This is a genomic window from Glycomyces amatae, assembly GCF_020991375.1.
Classification (GTDB): Bacteria; Actinomycetota; Actinomycetes; order Mycobacteriales; family Micromonosporaceae; genus Glycomyces; species Glycomyces amatae.
In genome coordinates, this window is the sequence record NZ_JAJLQZ010000019.1 from 66,692 (window position 1) to 83,957 (window position 17,266).

A 17,266-nucleotide genomic window follows, 5' to 3' on the forward strand; every position below is an offset into this window, starting at 1 on the left:
GCCTCACACGGCCTGGTGCTTCACGCGCTGGCGCGGGTGAGGCGCGGCCACGCCCAACAACCCGGCCCCGGGGCGCCGTCAGAGCCGGGCCCGTAGGGCACGTTCGTTTCTGCGAAGCCGTCCCGACCGGGCGTGAACACCTGCAAGTGGACGTGCTGCGGCGAGTCGAGCGCTTCGACCGTGCCCGCGTCGACGCCGCGCGGATCGAGGGTGCGGGAGGTGGCGGTAATGATCGCGGCCCGGAGTGTCTGGAGGCCTTCGCGGCCGCGGTAGTGGACGATCCGGCCCAGGCCTGCATTAGTCATGGTCGGTCTCCTTCACGTCGGGTCCCTGGTGGGCATCGGGGTCGTTGATGTGGTCGGTGAGCTGGCGTTCGATCCGGTCGGCGACGTCGCGCAGCGACCCGCCATGATTGGGATGCACCTGGGCGTCGAGGCGTTCGAGCCGGGCGAGGACGCCGAGGCGGGCCGGTACGCCTGGTCGAGGTGGTTGGCCATGCCAGTCCTCGAGGAAGTCGTCGAAGCCTTTGAGTCGCTTGACGACCCACCGGAGCGTCATTCCGATCGCGGTGGCAGCGGCGAGGACCGCGGAAATGGTCAGAGCAAGGTCGCGCACGGTCACCCCGTGACCGGGTTGGTGAAGGCCGCGGCCCACGTGACCGGCCCGAGGAGGCCGTCCTGTTTCAGGCCCTGATCGGCCTGGAACGCCTTGATGAGTCGCCGGTACTCATCGCCGTAACGGCCGTCGTTGCCGAACCGGCGCAGGTAGGTCTTGCCTTTGCCGACTGACCAGCCGCGCCGGTCAAGCTGCCGGACCCACAGCTGGAGCCACTCCGAGTCTGTCTTGCCGTTGAAGCGGCGGCCGTAGAATCCGGACACGGAGTACCGGTCGCCCGACTTCGGCCCGAAATAAAAGGAGCTCGACGGGAGCGGGAAGGCGACGTTCGGGCCCGGCGCGGGCCGGTTCCCGGCCGGAGGTGCCGCGGGGGCCTTGCCGCCTTCGAACCAGCGGCGGAAGACCGCGAGCTTGTCCCGGTTTTCTGCGTCGCGGAAGAACGACACGTGGGTGTGCCACCGGTGCGACGCATCGCCCGTCGAAGACTGGTCGAGACGGTCCCAACGCTTGACCTTGCGGCCATCGGGGGAGTAGATGACCTCGCGAATGTCGCGGGTGTCCGCAGTGCCTTCACGGCACTGCTTGACCAGCCACAGCGAGAACGCGCGCAGGTCGTCGAACGAGCCGATGTCGATCGCGGACGCGGCGTTCGTTTTGCGACGCGAGTCCCGGGAGGAGTCCTCCCATGAGTAGTCGGCCAGGTCGCCGCGACTGTTTTTACTGCGGCGGTCCCAGCCGCAGTGGTAGCCGCCGCGGTGGGTGCGGTCGCCGACGACGCCGAGCGCGGCATGTGACAGGCCGGTCTGGTCGTGCAGGTACTCCTGGAGGGCGGACAGCGTTGCAGGTTCGTACGTCACAGGGGGTCTCCGTATGCAGTTGTGGTGGTGCCAGGCCACGCCAAGGGCAGTGCACTGGCGCCGGTGTTATAGAGGCAGGACGAGCAGTTTCCGTTCAGCGAACGTCACCGTGTGCGAGGTTCCGGACAGGTACTTGACCGTGAAGTGATTCGTGCCGGGCTGCAACGCAGGCATGAAGAACGTCGCGGCGGTGTTGCCGTTGTTCGCCGGGTGTCCGTCCCACACCAGGCGTCGGCCGGCACCGGGGGCGACCTGGGTCGCGCCCGATATTGCTATGGCGGCTTGCGCGGAGACGTTGTCGGCTGAAACGCTCGCTTGCGCCGCCAGGCACACGATCGCCGTGTCACCGGTGGTCATGGTGACCTGCGGGCCGACGGTGCTCAAGTCTGTCCACGTGGACCCGGTGTTGACGGCGTCCTCGGCGGCCGCAATATAGGCGTAGCCGGGGGTACGGGCCATGATGGCGTCAAGGCGAGCAGCAAGGTTGCCCAGTTCGGCATCGAGTTCGTGCAAACGCGACAGGACGGTGTGCATGTCGGTGTCGAGCAGGTCGGCGAGAATGAGTCCGGCGCCGGTGGCGCCGCCGTGCAAGCTCATGCCGGCCTCGTCGACCGTGCGGTCTTCGATGGGGTATTGACGGTGGCGGGTTAGGCGCATAGGGATCCTTGGTGCAGTTGAACGGCCGGGGTCAGCCGGTGAGCGACAGGGCCAGCCATGACACTTGGATGTTGTTCCATGCGGTGTCGGCGCCGGTGGCGTTGCTGTAGACGAAGAACGTGAACCCGGTCGTGGCGGCGTTGATGGCGCGGACGTCCCATCGAGCGGTAGCGGCGGGGGCGACGTCGATGTTCGGCACGATGACGGGCACGGCCGCGAACGGCGTCGGGAACGTAATGCGATGGGAGTGGGCGTCAGCGGAGGCGAACGTGATCGTGGTTCGTCCGGTCTGGAGGCGCAGGTTCGGGAACTGGTCGATGAACGCCTGGACGGCAGTGAGGTGGGCGGTGTGCTCGGCGACGCGGGTACTGAGACTGCCGAGGTGGCCCGCGATGGTGTGCAGGTCGGCGTCGACCGCGTCAGCGAGTACGGGTTGGGTGCCGTCGTGGCCGCCGTGGAGGCTCGCACCGGCTTCGTCAACGTGTCGTTCTTCGGCGGGGTAATGCCGGTGTTGGGTGTAACGCACAGGAAGGCCTCCAGGAGGTCAGGGCGCGAGCACGGCCGTTCAGGTGACGGGAGGAGCGACATACGGACGCGTGCCCTTGCGGTGTCCAGCGTTGATGCGGCGATGCCTGTGTTGGGGCAGCGTGGGCGTGCGCGAGCAGCGTGGTGTCCGGTGCTATTCGAGTCCTCGACGTGTTGCTGCTCGCCGGATGCCGGTGCACAGGCATCGGTGGCCTGCACGTCATTGGCGGCTGCGCGGGTTAACCGATGGTGAGTGCCAGCCGCGACACAGGGATGTTGGACCAGCTGGAGGTGTCGCCGATGTTGTTCGGGTAGCAGAACAGTGGGAACCCTTGGGCGGTGATGTTGAACGCGCGAGCATCCCAGCGGCCGGTCACGCCCGATCCTGACTCCAAGCTGCAGAACACGGACGGGGCCGTCGGGAATGGTCGGGGAGAGGTGAGCACACGCGTGTGCAAGCTCTGGTTGGTGAACGAGACGGCCTGCCTGCCGACTTGAAGGTCAAGGTTCGGCAAGGCCGCTTGGAAGGCCTCTAACGCGGTGAGTCGGGTCGCGTGTTCGTCGAAGTGGCTGTCATGTGCGGCGTCGCGGTCGGCAAGGTGTTGCACGTCGACGTCGACTGCTTCGGAGAGCAGGGGCGCGTTCCCGGTGGCGCCGCCGTGAAGGGAGGAACCGGCTTCGTCAACCGACCCGGTAGCCGCGATGTCGGGTGTAGCGCATATGGCGGCCCTTAGAACGCGATGACGAGCATCGTGCGGTCGTCCATCAGCATCGGTTCCGTCGAGGTCGGATGCCGTGAGTACTGCATGGTGAAGGTGTGCAGGCCGGGGTTCAGGCCGGTTTCGACGACGATTTTCGACAGGGTCGCGGCCGTGTTAATGCCGGCGACCATGTCGACCTGACCGTTGTTGTTGTACTTCTGCACGAGCGCGCCGAGTGATTTGTCGGTGCGGCTGGGTGCGACCGTGGTGGCGCCGGTGATGGCGTAGGAGATGACGCCGCCGGAGGCCTGGTCGTTCGACGCGGTGTCATCGGACGATGCTTTCAAGTTCGCCGAGATCATCACGATGGCTTTGCCGGTGGTGATGGGGATGTCCGCAATGACGGGGCCGGGGTCGCCTGAGGTGTCCGGGTCGCCGAACGTTGTACCGTTGTGGCTGGCGATGCCGGGCGCGGCCGCGGTGTAGATCCGGTCGGCGAACACTTCACCGGACAGGGACCGGGCGAGGTCCCCGCGCAGGAAGTCCAGGGCGGCACCGACACCGGCGGTCCCGGGGATCGTGATGCGCCCGAGCACGAAGAATGCGCCCGAGCCGCCCCCGGGTGTCGAGGACAAGATCGCGACCTGGTCGCCGGGGCGGATGACGAGCATGTCCGTGGACGAGAACACGGGCGGGTCGATTAGTTCGATGCCGCGGTAGCGGACACGGGTGCCGCCGGGCACGAGCGGATCCCATACCTCGACGGTGCCTTGCCCGAGTTCGAGACCGGCGGCGGCGCTGATGCCGGGCCGGGGCCCGGCTTCTGCGGACCAGTGCGGGGCGATGAGGCCAGCGAGGTCGCTGACGGCGTCAGTCATGAACGGTGGGCTCCAATATGCAGTTGTCGAGAGCGTCACGGCTGGTGCAACCGAGTGCCGGTTAGGGCGTGTAGGTGCGCACGGTCACATGGGTTTGCTCGCTGGTGTTCGCTGTGAGGGCACTGTCAACGGTGAGCGGCACCGTGACCTTCGTCAGGACGTGCCGTTCACGGTCGCCGTCTTTCGTGGTCACGAGCACGGGATCCCACGGGCGAACCGCAGGGTTGCACACGGCGGTGAGGTTCGCCGTGTAGGGCACACCGAGCTGGTTCGCGAGCATCGTGGCCGCGGCTGCTCGTGCCCCGGCGTCATCGGCCAAGAGCGGGGATGAGTAGAACTTGGGGACCTGCCCGAACCGGCCCGAGAAATACGTGGGGCTCGCCGGATTGTCGTCAATGGCGATGCCGAGCGCCGCGGTTTCCTCACCGGCGCCTTCACCGCGGGCGACCACGGCGTTGTACACGCCCTGGCGGGAGAGCCGCTGCTCGGCGCGGATGAGGATGCCGCCGGGGCCGGCGCCGATCCGCCACCGCGGCGCCGTGGCCGGGGCCGGAGTGCGGAACTGGAGCCGACCGGTGCCGTCCCAGAACATGACCTTCCCCAGGGACGCGGCGAGGTCGGCGAGGAACTGGTAGCGGTCTTTCTCCACGATCACGTCGCGTTTGAGCGTGGCGAACTCGGCGGCGTCATCGAAGACGACCTCAGCGAGCGGGTAAACCGCTTCGACGAGATCGCGGGCGACGTTCCCGATCGTGCGGCCTTTGGCGATGACACGAGGGGTCAAGAACCGAGCGTCAATGAGGCCCGCCATGCGGTCCTCAAGGCCGACGCGAATAACACCGTCGCCTTCCCCGGTGGGTTCGGTGATGCGGAAATACCCCAGTTCGGACCAAATGGTGCCGCCCACGCCACCGAGGTCGATGCCGCGGCGCAGGAAAATCTCGTTCCCGTACGGCGCAAGCGCACTGGCGGCAGTGCGCGGCCACGCCCCCTTGGCGGTCAGTTCTGCGGTGGCGTAAATGTCGGCGCCCGCATCGAAGGCGACGTCACCGCCAAGCACGAGCGTTTCGTGGCCGTCCGGGTCGGGCCCGGTCTGGTAGCGGGTGAGCAGGCGCGCTTCGATGCGAGCCGTATGCGATCCTGCGGTCACGTCCTGAAACAAGACATCGGGGACGGCCATTTAGGGCACCACCAGGCTGTCGGCGACCGTGACCGTGGCCGCGGCGAGTTCGGGCCATGTGAGCGGCCCGGCGTCGGCCCACGTGCCCCACTGGTGGGCGATCGCCGCCCATGACGGCTCCGCTGCGGTAATGGCCGGGTCGGGTGCGGCGGCGATACGGCACGCGACCTGCAGGAGCCGGGAGGCCTCGGCCGGGCCGCGCCCGACCTGGCGCACCTCCAGCGGCTCCACCCATCCCGAAGGCAGGTTGCTGCCCGGTGGCGTCTCCACAAGGACGGTCCCGGCGTGCGTGAGCACGGTCTCCAACGCGTCCGCTTCCGCCATGGACGCGAGCCGGAACGTGACCGTGAACGCCCGCGAGGCGTGCACGTCAGCGACGACCACAGGCACGGACCGCCCGGCGACGTCGAACAGGCCTTTGCGTGGCGCCCGGGTCGTCTCAGAGATGTCAGCGATGTGCACGGTTCGGTTCAGTGACGGGTACCGCGGCCACTTCAACCAGACCGCGGCGACGGCAGGGGCCGCAACCTCGGTGGTGACCGGACCGGTCGCGATCTCCCAGGAGCGCACGAGGACACGCCCGTGTCCACCCAGACCCGCCGTCCCGCCCGCGCCCTGCCCGCCGCCGCCCGCGCCGGGGACCGATCCGTGCTGCCCGGCAGCGCCCGTCGCACCCCCGGCGGCGCCTTGAACGGGCCCGAAGGAGGTCACACCGGTCATGGTGAACACCGACAGGAAGTTGTCCGTTGCCGTGTCGGCCGCGACCGTGACCGTTTGCGGACCAGCGGCCGTGACCTGCCGGGCCCATACGGCGATCCGTGACGTTGCCGCACTCACCGCAGTCGCGGTCAGCTGGTACCAGGGACCACCGGACGGCGCCGTATCGAGCGCGACCGCGTCGCCGTCGTCGTGCGCGGTCACGGCCACGAGCCACGTGCCAGCGGTGACGTCCGCGAGCGTGACCGTGGCAGGCGCCGACGTGGCCAGCGTATGCGCAGCCAGGCCGACCTGGACGTTCGCGCCGTGAACGAACACGGACGCGGACGTGTACCGGTCGGCCGTGGGGACCGTGGCCGTTCGCGTGCCCGTTGAACCGGCCGCCGTGACCGATTCGACGGCCGCGGCGAACGTCGCCCACGTTCCCGACTGGTTCCGCATGGCCGTCATCGACGTCGGGAGCGTGTAGACACCGGTGCGCTCCCAGGAAATCCACGCGGCCAAGAGCAGCCCTGGCCCGGTCGCGGTGACCGCGTCGGCGACGTGCGCGGTCGCCGCGGTCGTGACCGACCGCGCCGCCGCCGCGACCGGCCAGGCAGCCCGGCCGCCAGGTCCACCGGTCCCTGCCGTGCCGGACCCGCCAGGGCCACCGTGCCCGGTCGCGGTACCGGGGGCGCCGCCGCCGCCGCCGGCGCCGGCCGCCGACTCACGCAGACCGCCGGGCCCGCCCTGGGCGGTGCGGTCCCCGATCGACTGGGGGAAGATTCCGGAACCACCGGCGCCGGGACGGCCGGGGTCGGTGACGGACTCGCCCGGAGCGGCAAGCACGACCTGTTCGCCGCTGTGAAGGAACGCTGAGCTGTTCCCCGTTTGTCCCGCGGCTCCGGCACGGCCGACAACAATGTTGACGGTGTCGCCGGGAACGAGGGGCACGGTCGAGGACGCCACCGCGCCGCCGCCACCACCGGCGGCGGCGACCATTCCGGGCGCAGCGGACCCGCCGGGCCCCGTGCATTCGACGGTAGCCGAGGTGATTCCGGCAGGGACTTGCCATGACTCGCCCCACGTCGGGTCGGCGGAGGGCGTGACCTGGTCGCGCCAGACGGCGGCGACCACGCGGTACCGGTTGATTCGACCGGGCGTGTACTCGCGGTCGATGACGGTGAGGGTGCCGTCTGCGGGTACGGCGAGCACGGTCGCGCCGCGCACCGGCGTCCATGAGGCCTGGTTGTCGGCGTGACGTTCGATGCGGACGTGTCCGGTGCCGTGGTCGGTCAGGCCCGTTGCGGTCACGGTGACGGCAGCATCAGCGGGGGAGAAGACGGCGGTGAGGTTCATGCGGTGGCTCCAGCGAGGGCACGGCGGCGCACGGCTCGGTTCCGTTCGTTGATTTCGACGCCGACGATGTCGCGGATTTCGCGGTCGCCGAGGCGAACGGTGACGTCGATCTGGTTGTTGACCTGCGCGCTACTGCCGCCAGTGAGCCGGTCGAGGGGGGAGACGGCGGCGCCTTTGGGGAGGTGGAGGACTTCGGGGCCCCGTTCGCCGACCATGGCCAGGCCTGCTTGGCGGACGAGGCCGCCGTCGGCGAGGTAGGGCATTTGCGGGAACCCGATGGAGTTCCCGCCGACGCCGGGGACCCACGAGGGCACTTCCCAGCGGATCGACCCGAGCGAGTTGTTCCAGAGGCTGGCGACAGCGTTGAACGCTGACTTGAAGGGCGACAACAGGAACGAGGACAGCGCGGACAGTTTGGACTTGATGTTGCCTGGCAAGTCACGGAAAAATTTGAGAATTTCGTCCTTTTTGCCGCGAATGAAGTTCACGGCAGTGCCGATCGGATTGGTCAAGAACGCCTTGACCTGCGGCCAATGCTGCTTGACCCACTGGAACGGCACCTGCAGCCACTGACCGACCTTCGCGAATGCCGACTTCGTGAACGCGACGATCGCATCCCAGTTCGCGACAATGAGCGCGGCCAGGCCCACGATCGCCGCGATCACCCAGCCCACCGGCCCCATCGCGAGCACCCACGCTGCCGCCATGCGACCGGCCTGCAACAGCGACTGGACACCCATGAGCAGCCACCCGGCCACCACACGAGCAGCGACCGTTGCAAACGTCAGCGTGATTCGGCCGGCCGCAAGCAAGATCTGCCCCGCAGCGGTGAAGAACGACGCCGACGCCCTCGCCGCACCTACCACGATCGACCCGAACGCCAGACCCCACCGGGCCGCCACAATCGCGCCCTGCACGATCGCGAGACCACCGAGGAACTGCATAGCAATTGCCGCAGCACCCAGGATCGCGATCGCATGCTGCGCGGGCCCGGGCAGGAGCCCGATCGCCCCCGCAACGTCCGCGAACGCCGACGCGACAACGGGAATGACCTGCATGAGCGCCTGCGCGATCGACCCGAGCAGCGACATGATGGCGGCAATGTCCCGCTGACCTTCAGCGGAGTTTGCCCACTCAGCGAACTGCGCCGTCAGCGCCTCGATGTTGCCCAACAGTCCCGAACCGTCAGCGGCGGTGAAGATCCCATAGAGCGCGGTCACGAGGTTGCCGGCGATGGACCACAGGGTGCCCATGGCGTCTTTCGCGGTGTCGAACCACGCCAGGGCCTGCCCGGACGCGGCGATCTCGGACATCCACTGACCCCACCGAGTCAGGCCGTCACCGACAACGGCACCCATGTCAGACATACCGGGAATGAACACGCTGGTGAGGTCGCCCAGGCCCTGGAGGAACACGCCGAACCCGGCACGGGCATTGTCGATGCCTTCGGCGGTCTCGTCGAACAAGTCCGCGATACCGGCGACCGCCTGCGCCGACGTTGCCGTCTCCAGGAACTCCGCGCCGAGGCCACCGAGCGCGAGCGACACCGACTCGATACCTGCGTTCAACGGCCCTGAGAGGCGGTCGGCGAGACCGTCAGCGGACGCGGTCATAGGCGTGAAGAAGCTCGACTGCGCCGTCTCCTGCAAACCCACGAGGCTGCCGCCGAGCTCGCGAACCACGGTGCGCGCCGCTGGCGGCAGGTCCTGGAGGGACTCCTCGAAGGCCGCCATGTCCCCGGCGGCAGCCGAGGAGAGCGCTTCGCCGACGCCGTCAACAGCGAGCGACAGCGATATGAGCGCCGCACTCGCGCCGCCCGCGAGCGCCGGTACGGCCGTGAGGATCCCCGCGGCCGGAACCAGCGCGGACCCGAGCGAGACCGCCGACGTCGCCAGCACGGCCATGCCGAGCTTCGCACCAACGTTTGCGAACGCGGTCGCTTGCTTCGACATGCGGTCGAAGGACTTCTCGACCGCTACCGCGCCCTTGTCGAAGCCGCGTGTGTCCATGTCGACATTGGTGAACAGGTCAGCGACTTTGAGGGCCATAGAGCATCACCAGGTTCTTCTATGCAGTTGTGGGCGTGCCGCAGTGGCAGTGGTCATGGGGTGCGCGCCAGTGGGACGGCTTTCGCTTCCGCTGGGGTCCGGAAGGTGCGGCGGCCGCGTTTGGCGGCTTCGAACTCGGCCGACAGGACCGTGTTGATCCGGGAGTGCTCGGAGGCGAGCAGCCCCGTGATCCGCACCCGCAGCCACCGCCACGACCGGACCTCGAGCACGGACGGTGCGGCCTCCAAGTCAAGGCCGTACGCGTCAGCGAGATCCGCTTCGATCAGCGCCCAGTGCCGGAGGAGGTCGGCCCATGAGACGGCCCGCCCTGACCCCCGCCCGCGGGACGACGCCTGCGGCGCTTCCGGTTCGGGCTCGTCGTAGTACTCCCAGAGCCCGGTTTCGGGGTCGAAGACGCCACGCCCTGCGGGTTCGAGGCGGGCGCGGCCAGCGCTTTTCCCTCCCACACGCGCTTCGCCGCGGCCTCGTCGAACGCCACCCACACGATCGCAGTCAACGCCGCGTGCTTGACCGCTTCGATCGGCACGCCGTCAGCCTCCATGGCCTCCAGAGCGGTCCCGAGGACGTCGCGGTACAGGTCGAGCTCGGCGGCGTCGTCTAGGACCTCCTGGTCGAAGTCGATCTCGCCGTTGTCCTTGATCGCCTGCGCCTGCGCGGCGAGGAGCTCCTGCATGAACGCCTGGACCCTAAGGCCCACACCCGCAGGGGGCGAGGGCACCGTGTAGACGGTGCCGCTGATGGGCAGCGGCAGGGCCGCGCCCTTGTCGAGGTCGGCCCAGTCCTTGAACGCGCCCATCACGCCCCCTCAGGAGCGGCCGGGTTCGTGATCGCTACGAGCGGGCCGTTCCCGGTGAGCGTCACGGTGACCCGGTCGGGGTTGGTGTGCTCGCCGCCTTCAGGCTCCCAGGTGACGAGCGCGTCGCCCTGCCAGGCGTCGTCGACGGCACCGGCCCGGTCGAAGTAACGGACCGGGACGAGCGAACCGGCACCGAACGCCATCGCGGAGTTCCGCAGGTGGCGGTGGACCGCGTTGTAAGCGCCGGTGGTGGTGTTCACGCGGTGGGAGATGACGACTTCAGCCGACCAGGCGAGGGCGGTGCGGACGTTGCCCACCCAGCCGTCGTGCTCGTAGAGCGAGTCGTCCTCGTGCGTGGGTTCGATCTGGGGCGAGAACTCGCGGACGCCCAGGAGGCGCTCCCAGGTCGGCTCGGACGTGGTCTCGTCGACGCCGGTCTGGATGTCGATGGCGTACCGGCGCGCGAGCGCGGTGACCTCACTCATCAGTGGGGCTCCTTATTCAGTTGTATGCAGTTGTGGCAACAGTTAGGGCAAGGGTCTACTTCGACATCATTAGTTACAGAGGGTGCTTGCGGCTAACCGTGGTGAAGCTGGAAAGATTAAGCCGTGAAGATGGGGAAGCTGGTGGGATGATGCGAACGCAGGATTACAACAGGGAGTCGCTTCGAATTGCGCGACGCGGCATGTGGTTGACAGTTGCGGGCCTGGTGCTGAGTGTGTTCAGCATTGGATGGACAATTCTGGATAATTCCCGCGATGACGACAATTCAAAAGCATTGGCAACCGCTGAGGCAGCATCATCTGGCGATACTGAGAGCCCCCATCAGTCCGCATCGGTGAAGGATGCTAATACGGGCAACATTGAGACCCAGTCCAGCTCTGAATCACTGGCCTGCTGTGCGTGGTATTCCATTGGTGCCGAGGGGAACTGGATGGAAGTCGCAAACGTCGTCTTCTGGAGAACTGCTGCGATTGGCCTATCGGGCGGACTAATATTTGGGTGCCTGAACAGGCGATGGGCCACTAGCAAGTATGAATTGAGTCGGCGCAGTAGGAAGAGCTTGTGGATATCTTATGGGTTCCAGATAGCGGTTGGAGCTGTAACCTTGCTCGGATCGCGTATTTCTGAGTCGGGAGGGCCCGGAGTGATTGCGATCTTTCTGTTGATTTCCACAGTGACGATTATGCCGCTTGCATGGTACGGAGCTGCTTTGTATGCGGGAGGGGTTAAAGAAGAACCCTACGGCACTAACAGGCCCTCGAAAGCTTAACGCGACGTTGCGATTGGTGGATGTGCATTTCCAACCCAGGGAAACTACCGGTCAACCGTAGGAAGTATGTCCCTCACCAAGTTAATCTGATAATTCTCGCTAACCTGGTATCGCCAGTTCTCATCGGCGCCCAGCGGCAACGGACCGGAGTCGTGGAAGATCCCGGAAACGGCATACCCACCGATCGTGACCCGCTCCAGGAATGAGAGCCGGTCCCGGATCCTGTCGGCGATCGTCTCGCACGAGGCGAGGTCATGCGGGAAGCCCCGGACTCGCACCTGGACGCGGACCGTCTCGTCACCCTGACCGTCGCTGACGAACCCATACACGCGCAACGCGACCGCCCGGTGCGGCTCGGCCGGTAGGTCGCCGACGGCGATGCCGACCTCGTCCTCCTGGTAGACGCCGTGTGGCCGCCAGACGCAGTCGGTGTTCGCGGCGAGGTCGTCGGCGAGACCGGCGATGAGGGCAGGGAACAAGGAACCTCCAGATTGGGGGAGTTATCGTCGCAGGAGGGCGCGCATGCGGCCTGCTGCGGCCTTGGCCATCGCGGGACGTTCGCTGGCCGAGGGACCTTCGAGGAATTTCGCTTCGCCGCCGCCGGGGTGCTCGAGCGTCAAGTCCTCGTGCTGGACGGCGGCATGGTCGGTGCCGAACGAGACCGCAGCCGTGCGGCCGTCGTCCTCGGTTGAGACGGCCCCGGTGTTTGCGAGGTCGTTCGTGTCCCTCGGGACGCGGTCGAGTGCGGCGGCCAGGAGGACGTCGGCGGATGCGGTGTTGCCGTCCCCGGCTGCTTGATGGACGCGGCGGATGACGGCGCGGCCGTTCCAGGTTTTCTTCACGTGGGAGGCCATCAGGTGCACCCGATTTCCCAGTGGTCGAGGCCGTCGGCGAGCCCGCCGGTGTCGCGCCGCAGGACCGTTTGCACTGTCCCGGTTGACCCGTCGCCGAACGTGACCTTGGAGGCGACGCGGAGGCCGTCGATCGCTTCGATCGGGACGACTACGGTCGCGGTGAGGGTGACTTCGGAGCCGTCGTCACGGCGGACGAGACGGGTGCCGCGATCGATGAAGGCGTGCACGGTCACCGCATGCCCATACACGGGCCCGGACCCGCCCGCACCCAAGTACGGCTGGAACGCGACCGTGTGCCGCAGGAGCGTGGAAGGGAACAGCATCGACGCGGCCCCTATCCGATGATGTGCGGCTGGTCGCCCGCGAGCCCGGCCTCATGCAGGATCCGGTACGCCGCAGCGGCAAGGTCGGTGGTGTCACCACGTTTGACCTTGACTGATCCCACGGTGAGGTCCGTGTTCGCGGCCGCGCCGGTGAGGTCGCCGATGTCGAGGAGGTACGCCGTGTGCGCGCACACGGCCTCCCGGAACGCGGCGGTTACCTCCGGGTCGAGCGGGAGCCGGTCGGCGCCGGTGTCGTACCGGGCCGTGAGCGTCGCGGCGCGCACAGCCCGGTTTGCGGCGCGTACGGCGCGGGCCAGACCCGGCGGGGCGGCATCCAGCTCCGCCCACGCCAGGTAGTCCGCTGGGGTCGCCCAGGTGATCATCAGGCGGCAGCCGGGACGATCTTGACCGCACGCGCGGCGTCGAGGACCTTGACGCCGTACAGGCAGTCGATCGAGATCCGGTCCTCCTTGCGGTCCATGTCGTAGCCGTACACGACACGAATCGACAGGCTCTCGTAGTTCTCCACCGCGGCGTTCGCAGCACCGCGCGGCAGGTCCAGGGGCCTGCACACCAGGGCCGCAGCCGTGCGGTGAAGCGCGAGCGCCTGGTCCGCGATCTCGTTCTGCGACATGAACGTGTCGAAGCCGGAGGCGCGGCCGATGGAGGCCTCGCGCAGGCCCTCGGTGGACCCGGCTCGGTCAGCGGACCGCCAGGTGCGTTCGGCGGCCCACGCGGCCTTGATGGTGCGTCCGGCAATGACGCGCCGGTCGGTGAAGGGCACGTTCGCGCCGTCGAGCGCGGCCGCGGCCTGCACGAGCACACGGGAGTCGGAGGCGGGGTAGGCGCCGTTGTAGCCGTTGTAGTCCTCGCCGGCTTCGTTCGCAGCGACGCCGCCGACCGTGGCGGTGACGGCGGTGTTCAGGGCGGCGATGACGTCACGGTCGACCTTCTGCTGGATCGCTTCCATCGCCGGGGTGAGGAACTGCTCGTCGAAGTCGGTGATCGACAGGGCCATCTCCTCGGCGGTGACGGCGAAGGATACGTCGGCGAGGTGGTCGAGGGTGACTTCAACGAAGCCTTCGTTCGCGTCCTGCATCTGGACGCCGGTCTCGCGGTCGAACTCGTTCGCGACGAACATGGCGGGCTTGCGGACGCGCACGGTCGCGCCAGTACCGGAGACGAAGTCGTCCTCGAAGTCGCGGTGGACGAGCTGGGCGGCCACAGTGGTCTCGTACAGGTTCGCGAGGGCCTGACGCGCGATGGTCTGCGCGGTGAGCAGGGTGTTAGCCATATGAAGTTGTCCTTATTGCGTTGTGGCAGTGCATGTTCAGGGAACCGGGATGTTTCCTGCATACGGAGCGCTGGTATTCAGGTCGACGTGAGGTTGTGCGAAGGGTTAGAGCTTGCGGCGGGCGGTGCGGGCTTCACGGAGCTCGTCGACGCTCATCTGGTCGGGACGCTTCGCCGGTTCGGCCGTACCGGTCACGTCCGGGCCCGACTGCGCAGGCGCCGCTGGCACCGCCGGGGCGGTGAAACGCGGGTCGGCACCGGCTTCGGTGATGAGCGTGGCAAGGTCGGTCGCGTACGACTCGGCGGCGGGGTCAAGGCCGTCCACACGCGCCATGAACGACCGCGAGTCCAGCAGTGCCGCCGCGTCAGCGCCCGTGTTGCCGGCGGTTTTGTACACGGCGAGTTCGACATCCCGGGCTCGCAGGGCCGACTGGGCTTCGGCGAGCTGGTCAGCAATCGCGGGCGGCGGGGCCTGGGGGGCGGGCGGAGTGTCAGTCAACACGGCTCCTGTTCTCGGGGTATACGAAAGGCCAGCACCGGTCCGGTGCTGGCCTGTTGGGGGGGGAAGGCTCGGGGGACTGAGTGTTAGGGCACGGGCGGCCCGGGGGCGGCCTGCGGCTCGGTGGTGTCAACGAACCGGTAGTAGCTCGCCTCATGTGGCGCCATGAGCGCGGTCATGAACGCTGCCGGGGTTTCGATCGTGACCGGTTCGGTCTGGTCTGACCCGGTCGGCCGGTATCCTTCGGTGAGCATCGCCGTGATGAGGTCAGCGGCTTCGGGTTCGTGCACGACACCGATCTGGCCGTCAACGAGCCGGAACTGCGCGACCCGCTCCCACGTGCCTGAGCCGCGGAAGTACAGGTCAACGCTCACGGGAACAGCCATGGGTCGCAGTCCTCTTTCTGGTGGCGCGGCAGGCCATCATAGCTGGTATTCAGGCATGATGGCGCCGAAAGCGTGGACGTTCGCGAGGCTGGCGAACATGGCGTTGATTTCGGCGATCGGTAGTCCCAGTGCCGTCAGCGCCTGTCCTAGCGCGTTCGTGTCGGCGCCGCGCAACTGCCGCAGGAAGTCCGCACCTATGGGTTTTCCCATGGGCCACCATCGTTGCAGTGTCGTCCGCATGACGGCGTCCATGCCGTTGCGGTGTCGCAGCGACAGACCGTGGTCAATGGTGATGAGTCGGCCGTCATGCGTGGTCAAGTAGTTGTCGCTGTGACGGTCGTAGTTGCCGAGGATGAAGTCGAACACGGCGAGCCGCTGCCGTTCATCATCGGTGTATCGCACTGCGGGGAGCCCGGGGAAGACGGGGGCGGCCCATCGTTGCAATGAACCGGGGCCTTCAGGGCCGTTCCACCACCGTGTCGCTGGCGTCAAGTTGATGCCGAGGGCCCGGTCGATGCGGTACGCGGCCACTTCGCGCAGCGACGAGGACGAGGCCGCGTCCGGTGCCACGCCAAGGAGTCCCAGTTGACTGTTGTCGCCGTGCAGGGGCTTGTAAAGGCCTTTTGAACCGTCGGCGAACGTCACTTCGATGCTGCGGTTGATACCGGTTGAGTTGTCCACCCAGTCGGTGATCGCAAGGCCGCTCATATCGCGGGGCCAGTCGTGCAAGTACGGGCCGGTGACGGGTTTCGGGTCGCGGCGCGGCAATGTGGCAGGTTTTGCGGGCCCGCCCCATGCGGTGACGAACGCGCCGCCGAGGCCGCGCGCGAGGTCGTCATCGGCACCGGCGAGCGTGGCTTTCACGGCGGGGTGCCGCGGGGGTCCGACGACGGTGACGCTGAATCCGCCGACGTCGTTGTCGGCCCGGTCTCGGACACGGAACCGCAGACTGGTGTGTCCTGGTGTGGCCTGCAGGTCGGCGAGCGTGAACCGGTGCCCGCCGGGGTTGCGCGCGGCATCGTCGGTGAACTCGAGGGCGGCTCCGACCGCGAACGCTTTCAACGCCATGGTCGCGGTGAAGTTGCCCGGGTCGGCGCCTTCAGGGAGGAGTACGCCTTTGGGTTCGGCGATCATGGGCCTGCCCGGGTCGGCTTGTGGCGCTTGCATCACCGGCGCCGGCGCCGGTGGCGTGTTGTCGTGCCGGGCCTGAATACGCCGGTCGTGCTCGATCAGTTCGGTCCGCCACGCGGCCGCTTTCGTTCGCGCTCTGGCTTGGTCGGCGCCGGTGAGCGCGAACGCGGCCCGTCGATCCCAGGCCGCGACCGTGCGCTCCAGTTCACGCAGCCGCGCCGCCCCAGAGTCGGCGGTAGCGGCCGGGCCGCGGTGTACCGGCAGGACCGAGACACCTTCGATCCATGCGGTGACGTCGTGACGGCAACCAGGGTGAAACAAGCCGCCGGCGAGCGCTTGGTCGAACGTGTGCGTCACCTGACGCACCTGGCGGTCGTCCGATGCGCTCGCTCGGGCGAGTACGGCCCGGGACCGGGCGAGCAGGCGGCCTTCCCACGGCCCGCACATGGCGCATTCACGGGCCGAGACCGACACGGCGACGAAACCGGTACCGGCTGCCGTCGCCCGGTTGCAATACCCGGACATGCCCGCGGCGGTCAACCGGGTTACGGTGAGCGCCCGGGTGTAGGCGTTAACGCTCATGCGGCGCTCACCAAAGGGGACCGTGAGACCGCGGTCCAGGAACCGGTTCCAGATCGACGCCGCAGCCGCCAAACGATCGGCGTCGTCAGCACCGGTCGTCGCAGACGCGTCCTGCAACGTCTGCTCCAGCGACCGTGCCGCTGCCGTGAACGCCTGATCAAGATCGGCCCCGAGCTGGGCTGCTGCCGACCGGAGGTCACCGTCAGCGTCCGGGAGCCGCTCGACCGCAGTGCCGAACGAAGCGGTACCGGCCAGGTAGGCGCGCAGGCCCGCCAGGGCTTCGTCGAGGACGCCGTCCGCATCGACACCGGCGGCGTGCACGTCACTGTTGAGCGCCTGCGCGCCGGTCAGCCATGCGCGTGCCGCCGCGGGTATCAGGGCCGCGCGGAGCTGGTCATGGAAGTCCCGGCGTGCTTCCCGGATCGTTTTCTCGAGGACGTCGCGGGCGCCGTCAAGGTCGTCCCGGTAATGCCCGGTGGTCAGGAAGTCACTGCCGGCCCGGTACAGGCTCCAGGCCGCGTCGGCGACCGCGGTAGTGACCGGTGCTGCCGCGTCCGTGACGCGGTTAGGGCCGACCGGCATGCCGCACGGT

At 67.9% G+C, this 17,266-nt stretch carries 21 protein-coding genes; all 21 read right to left on the reverse strand.

From position 1 onward, the window contains the following. Positions 1-20: 20 nt before the first annotated feature. Positions 21-305 carry a hypothetical protein gene (locus LO763_RS22790; RefSeq protein WP_230789335.1) on the reverse strand — a complete coding sequence of 95 codons (285 nt, stop codon included), beginning with the start codon at positions 303-305 and terminating at the stop codon, positions 21-23. Next, positions 298-621: a hypothetical protein gene (locus LO763_RS22795; RefSeq protein WP_230789338.1), complete on the reverse strand. Its 324-nt coding sequence runs from the start codon at positions 619-621 to the stop codon at positions 298-300. Before LO763_RS22795 ends, LO763_RS22790 begins: the two co-directional genes overlap by 8 nt. Then, entirely contained in the window at positions 618-1,472 is an 855-nt protein-coding gene (locus tag LO763_RS30075; protein ID WP_230789341.1) for a peptidoglycan-binding domain-containing protein, read from the reverse strand. Before LO763_RS30075 ends, LO763_RS22795 begins: the two co-directional genes overlap by 4 nt. Positions 1,473-1,538: 66 nt before the next feature. After that, positions 1,539-2,129: a hypothetical protein gene (locus LO763_RS22805; RefSeq protein WP_230789343.1), complete on the reverse strand. Its 591-nt coding sequence runs from the start codon at positions 2,127-2,129 to the stop codon at positions 1,539-1,541. A gap of 31 nt (positions 2,130-2,160) precedes the next feature. Continuing rightward, on the reverse strand, positions 2,161-2,655 hold the full coding sequence (locus LO763_RS30080; RefSeq protein WP_230789345.1) for an H-type lectin domain-containing protein: 495 nt from the start codon (positions 2,653-2,655) through the stop codon (positions 2,161-2,163). A 238-nt stretch (positions 2,656-2,893) separates the two neighbouring features. Then, positions 2,894-3,262, reverse strand: coding sequence for an H-type lectin domain-containing protein (locus tag LO763_RS22815; RefSeq protein ID WP_230789347.1), 369 nt, complete (start codon positions 3,260-3,262; stop codon positions 2,894-2,896). 122 nt (positions 3,263-3,384) lie between these two features. Then, positions 3,385-4,233 carry a hypothetical protein gene (locus tag LO763_RS22820; RefSeq protein ID WP_230789349.1) on the reverse strand — a complete coding sequence of 283 codons (849 nt, stop codon included), beginning with the start codon at positions 4,231-4,233 and terminating at the stop codon, positions 3,385-3,387. 61 nt (positions 4,234-4,294) lie between these two features. After that, entirely contained in the window at positions 4,295-5,413 is a 1,119-nt protein-coding gene (locus LO763_RS22825) for a DUF5047 domain-containing protein (RefSeq protein ID WP_230789351.1), read from the reverse strand. Further along, positions 5,414-7,468: a glycine-rich domain-containing protein gene (locus LO763_RS22830; protein WP_230789353.1), complete on the reverse strand. Its 2,055-nt coding sequence runs from the start codon at positions 7,466-7,468 to the stop codon at positions 5,414-5,416. Further along, positions 7,465-9,516 carry a hypothetical protein gene (locus tag LO763_RS22835; RefSeq protein WP_230789354.1) on the reverse strand — a complete coding sequence of 684 codons (2,052 nt, stop codon included), beginning with the start codon at positions 9,514-9,516 and terminating at the stop codon, positions 7,465-7,467. Before LO763_RS22835 ends, LO763_RS22830 begins: the two co-directional genes overlap by 4 nt. 53 nt (positions 9,517-9,569) lie before the next feature. Continuing rightward, a complete protein-coding gene (locus tag LO763_RS22840) occupies positions 9,570-9,764 on the reverse strand; it encodes a hypothetical protein (RefSeq protein ID WP_230789356.1) in 195 nt (64 codons plus the stop codon). 35 nt (positions 9,765-9,799) lie between these two features. After that, positions 9,800-10,333 (reverse strand): DUF7426 family protein, encoded by a 534-nt coding sequence (locus LO763_RS22845; protein WP_230789358.1) that lies wholly within the window; start codon positions 10,331-10,333, stop codon positions 9,800-9,802. After that, on the reverse strand, positions 10,333-10,818 hold the full coding sequence (locus LO763_RS22850) for a phage tail tube protein (protein ID WP_230789361.1): 486 nt from the start codon (positions 10,816-10,818) through the stop codon (positions 10,333-10,335). The genes LO763_RS22845 and LO763_RS22850 overlap by 1 nt, the downstream gene beginning before the upstream one ends. An 832-nt stretch (positions 10,819-11,650) precedes the next feature. Then, on the reverse strand, positions 11,651-12,085 hold the full coding sequence (locus LO763_RS22855) for a minor capsid protein (protein WP_230789364.1): 435 nt from the start codon (positions 12,083-12,085) through the stop codon (positions 11,651-11,653). 21 nt (positions 12,086-12,106) lie between these two features. After that, the gene (locus LO763_RS22860; protein ID WP_230789367.1) at positions 12,107-12,460 is read right to left on the reverse strand and encodes a hypothetical protein; all 354 of its coding nucleotides are present in this window, start codon (positions 12,458-12,460) and stop codon (positions 12,107-12,109) included. Next, complete coding sequence (locus LO763_RS22865; protein WP_230789370.1) at positions 12,460-12,693, reverse strand: hypothetical protein; 234 nt, start codon at positions 12,691-12,693, stop codon at positions 12,460-12,462. Before LO763_RS22865 ends, LO763_RS22860 begins: the two co-directional genes overlap by 1 nt. Positions 12,694-12,794: 101 nt before the next feature. After that, positions 12,795-13,166: a hypothetical protein gene (locus LO763_RS22870; RefSeq protein ID WP_230789372.1), complete on the reverse strand. Its 372-nt coding sequence runs from the start codon at positions 13,164-13,166 to the stop codon at positions 12,795-12,797. Then, complete coding sequence (locus LO763_RS22875; protein WP_230789374.1) at positions 13,166-14,077, reverse strand: major capsid protein; 912 nt, start codon at positions 14,075-14,077, stop codon at positions 13,166-13,168. The genes LO763_RS22870 and LO763_RS22875 overlap by 1 nt, the downstream gene beginning before the upstream one ends. A gap of 105 nt (positions 14,078-14,182) precedes the next feature. Beyond that, positions 14,183-14,575, reverse strand: a complete 393-nt coding sequence (locus tag LO763_RS22880) for a hypothetical protein (protein ID WP_230789375.1) — start codon at positions 14,573-14,575, stop codon at positions 14,183-14,185. An 86-nt stretch (positions 14,576-14,661) separates the two neighbouring features. Beyond that, complete coding sequence (locus LO763_RS22885) at positions 14,662-14,949, reverse strand: hypothetical protein (protein ID WP_230789377.1); 288 nt, start codon at positions 14,947-14,949, stop codon at positions 14,662-14,664. 48 nt (positions 14,950-14,997) lie between these two features. Further along, positions 14,998-17,256 carry a phage minor capsid protein gene (locus LO763_RS22890; RefSeq protein ID WP_230789379.1) on the reverse strand — a complete coding sequence of 753 codons (2,259 nt, stop codon included), beginning with the start codon at positions 17,254-17,256 and terminating at the stop codon, positions 14,998-15,000. Positions 17,257-17,266: the final 10 nt, after the last annotated feature.

Excerpts from the sequence above, each read along its gene's own strand:
- LO763_RS22875 (WP_230789374.1), bottom strand. The coding sequence starts at position 14,077 with ATGGCTAACACCCTGCTCACCGCGCAGACCATCGCGCGTCAGGCCCTC.
- LO763_RS22870 (WP_230789372.1), bottom strand. The coding sequence starts at position 13,166 with ATGATCACCTGGGCGACCCCAGCGGACTACCTGGCGTGGGCGGAGCTG.
- LO763_RS22830 (WP_230789353.1), bottom strand. The coding sequence starts at position 7,468 with ATGAACCTCACCGCCGTCTTCTCCCCCGCTGATGCTGCCGTCACCGTG.
- LO763_RS22790 (WP_230789335.1), bottom strand. The coding sequence starts at position 305 with ATGACTAATGCAGGCCTGGGCCGGATCGTCCACTACCGCGGCCGCGAA.
- LO763_RS22890 (WP_230789379.1), bottom strand. The coding sequence starts at position 17,256 with ATGCCGGTCGGCCCTAACCGCGTCACGGACGCGGCAGCACCGGTCACT.
- LO763_RS22845 (WP_230789358.1), bottom strand. The coding sequence starts at position 10,333 with ATGGGCGCGTTCAAGGACTGGGCCGACCTCGACAAGGGCGCGGCCCTG.
- LO763_RS22825 (WP_230789351.1), bottom strand. The coding sequence starts at position 5,413 with ATGGCCGTCCCCGATGTCTTGTTTCAGGACGTGACCGCAGGATCGCAT.
- LO763_RS22805 (WP_230789343.1), bottom strand. The coding sequence starts at position 2,129 with ATGCGCCTAACCCGCCACCGTCAATACCCCATCGAAGACCGCACGGTC.
- LO763_RS22860 (WP_230789367.1), bottom strand. The coding sequence starts at position 12,460 with ATGGCCTCCCACGTGAAGAAAACCTGGAACGGCCGCGCCGTCATCCGC.
- LO763_RS22850 (WP_230789361.1), bottom strand. The coding sequence starts at position 10,818 with ATGAGTGAGGTCACCGCGCTCGCGCGCCGGTACGCCATCGACATCCAG.
- LO763_RS22820 (WP_230789349.1), bottom strand. The coding sequence starts at position 4,233 with ATGACTGACGCCGTCAGCGACCTCGCTGGCCTCATCGCCCCGCACTGG.
- LO763_RS22835 (WP_230789354.1), bottom strand. The coding sequence starts at position 9,516 with ATGGCCCTCAAAGTCGCTGACCTGTTCACCAATGTCGACATGGACACA.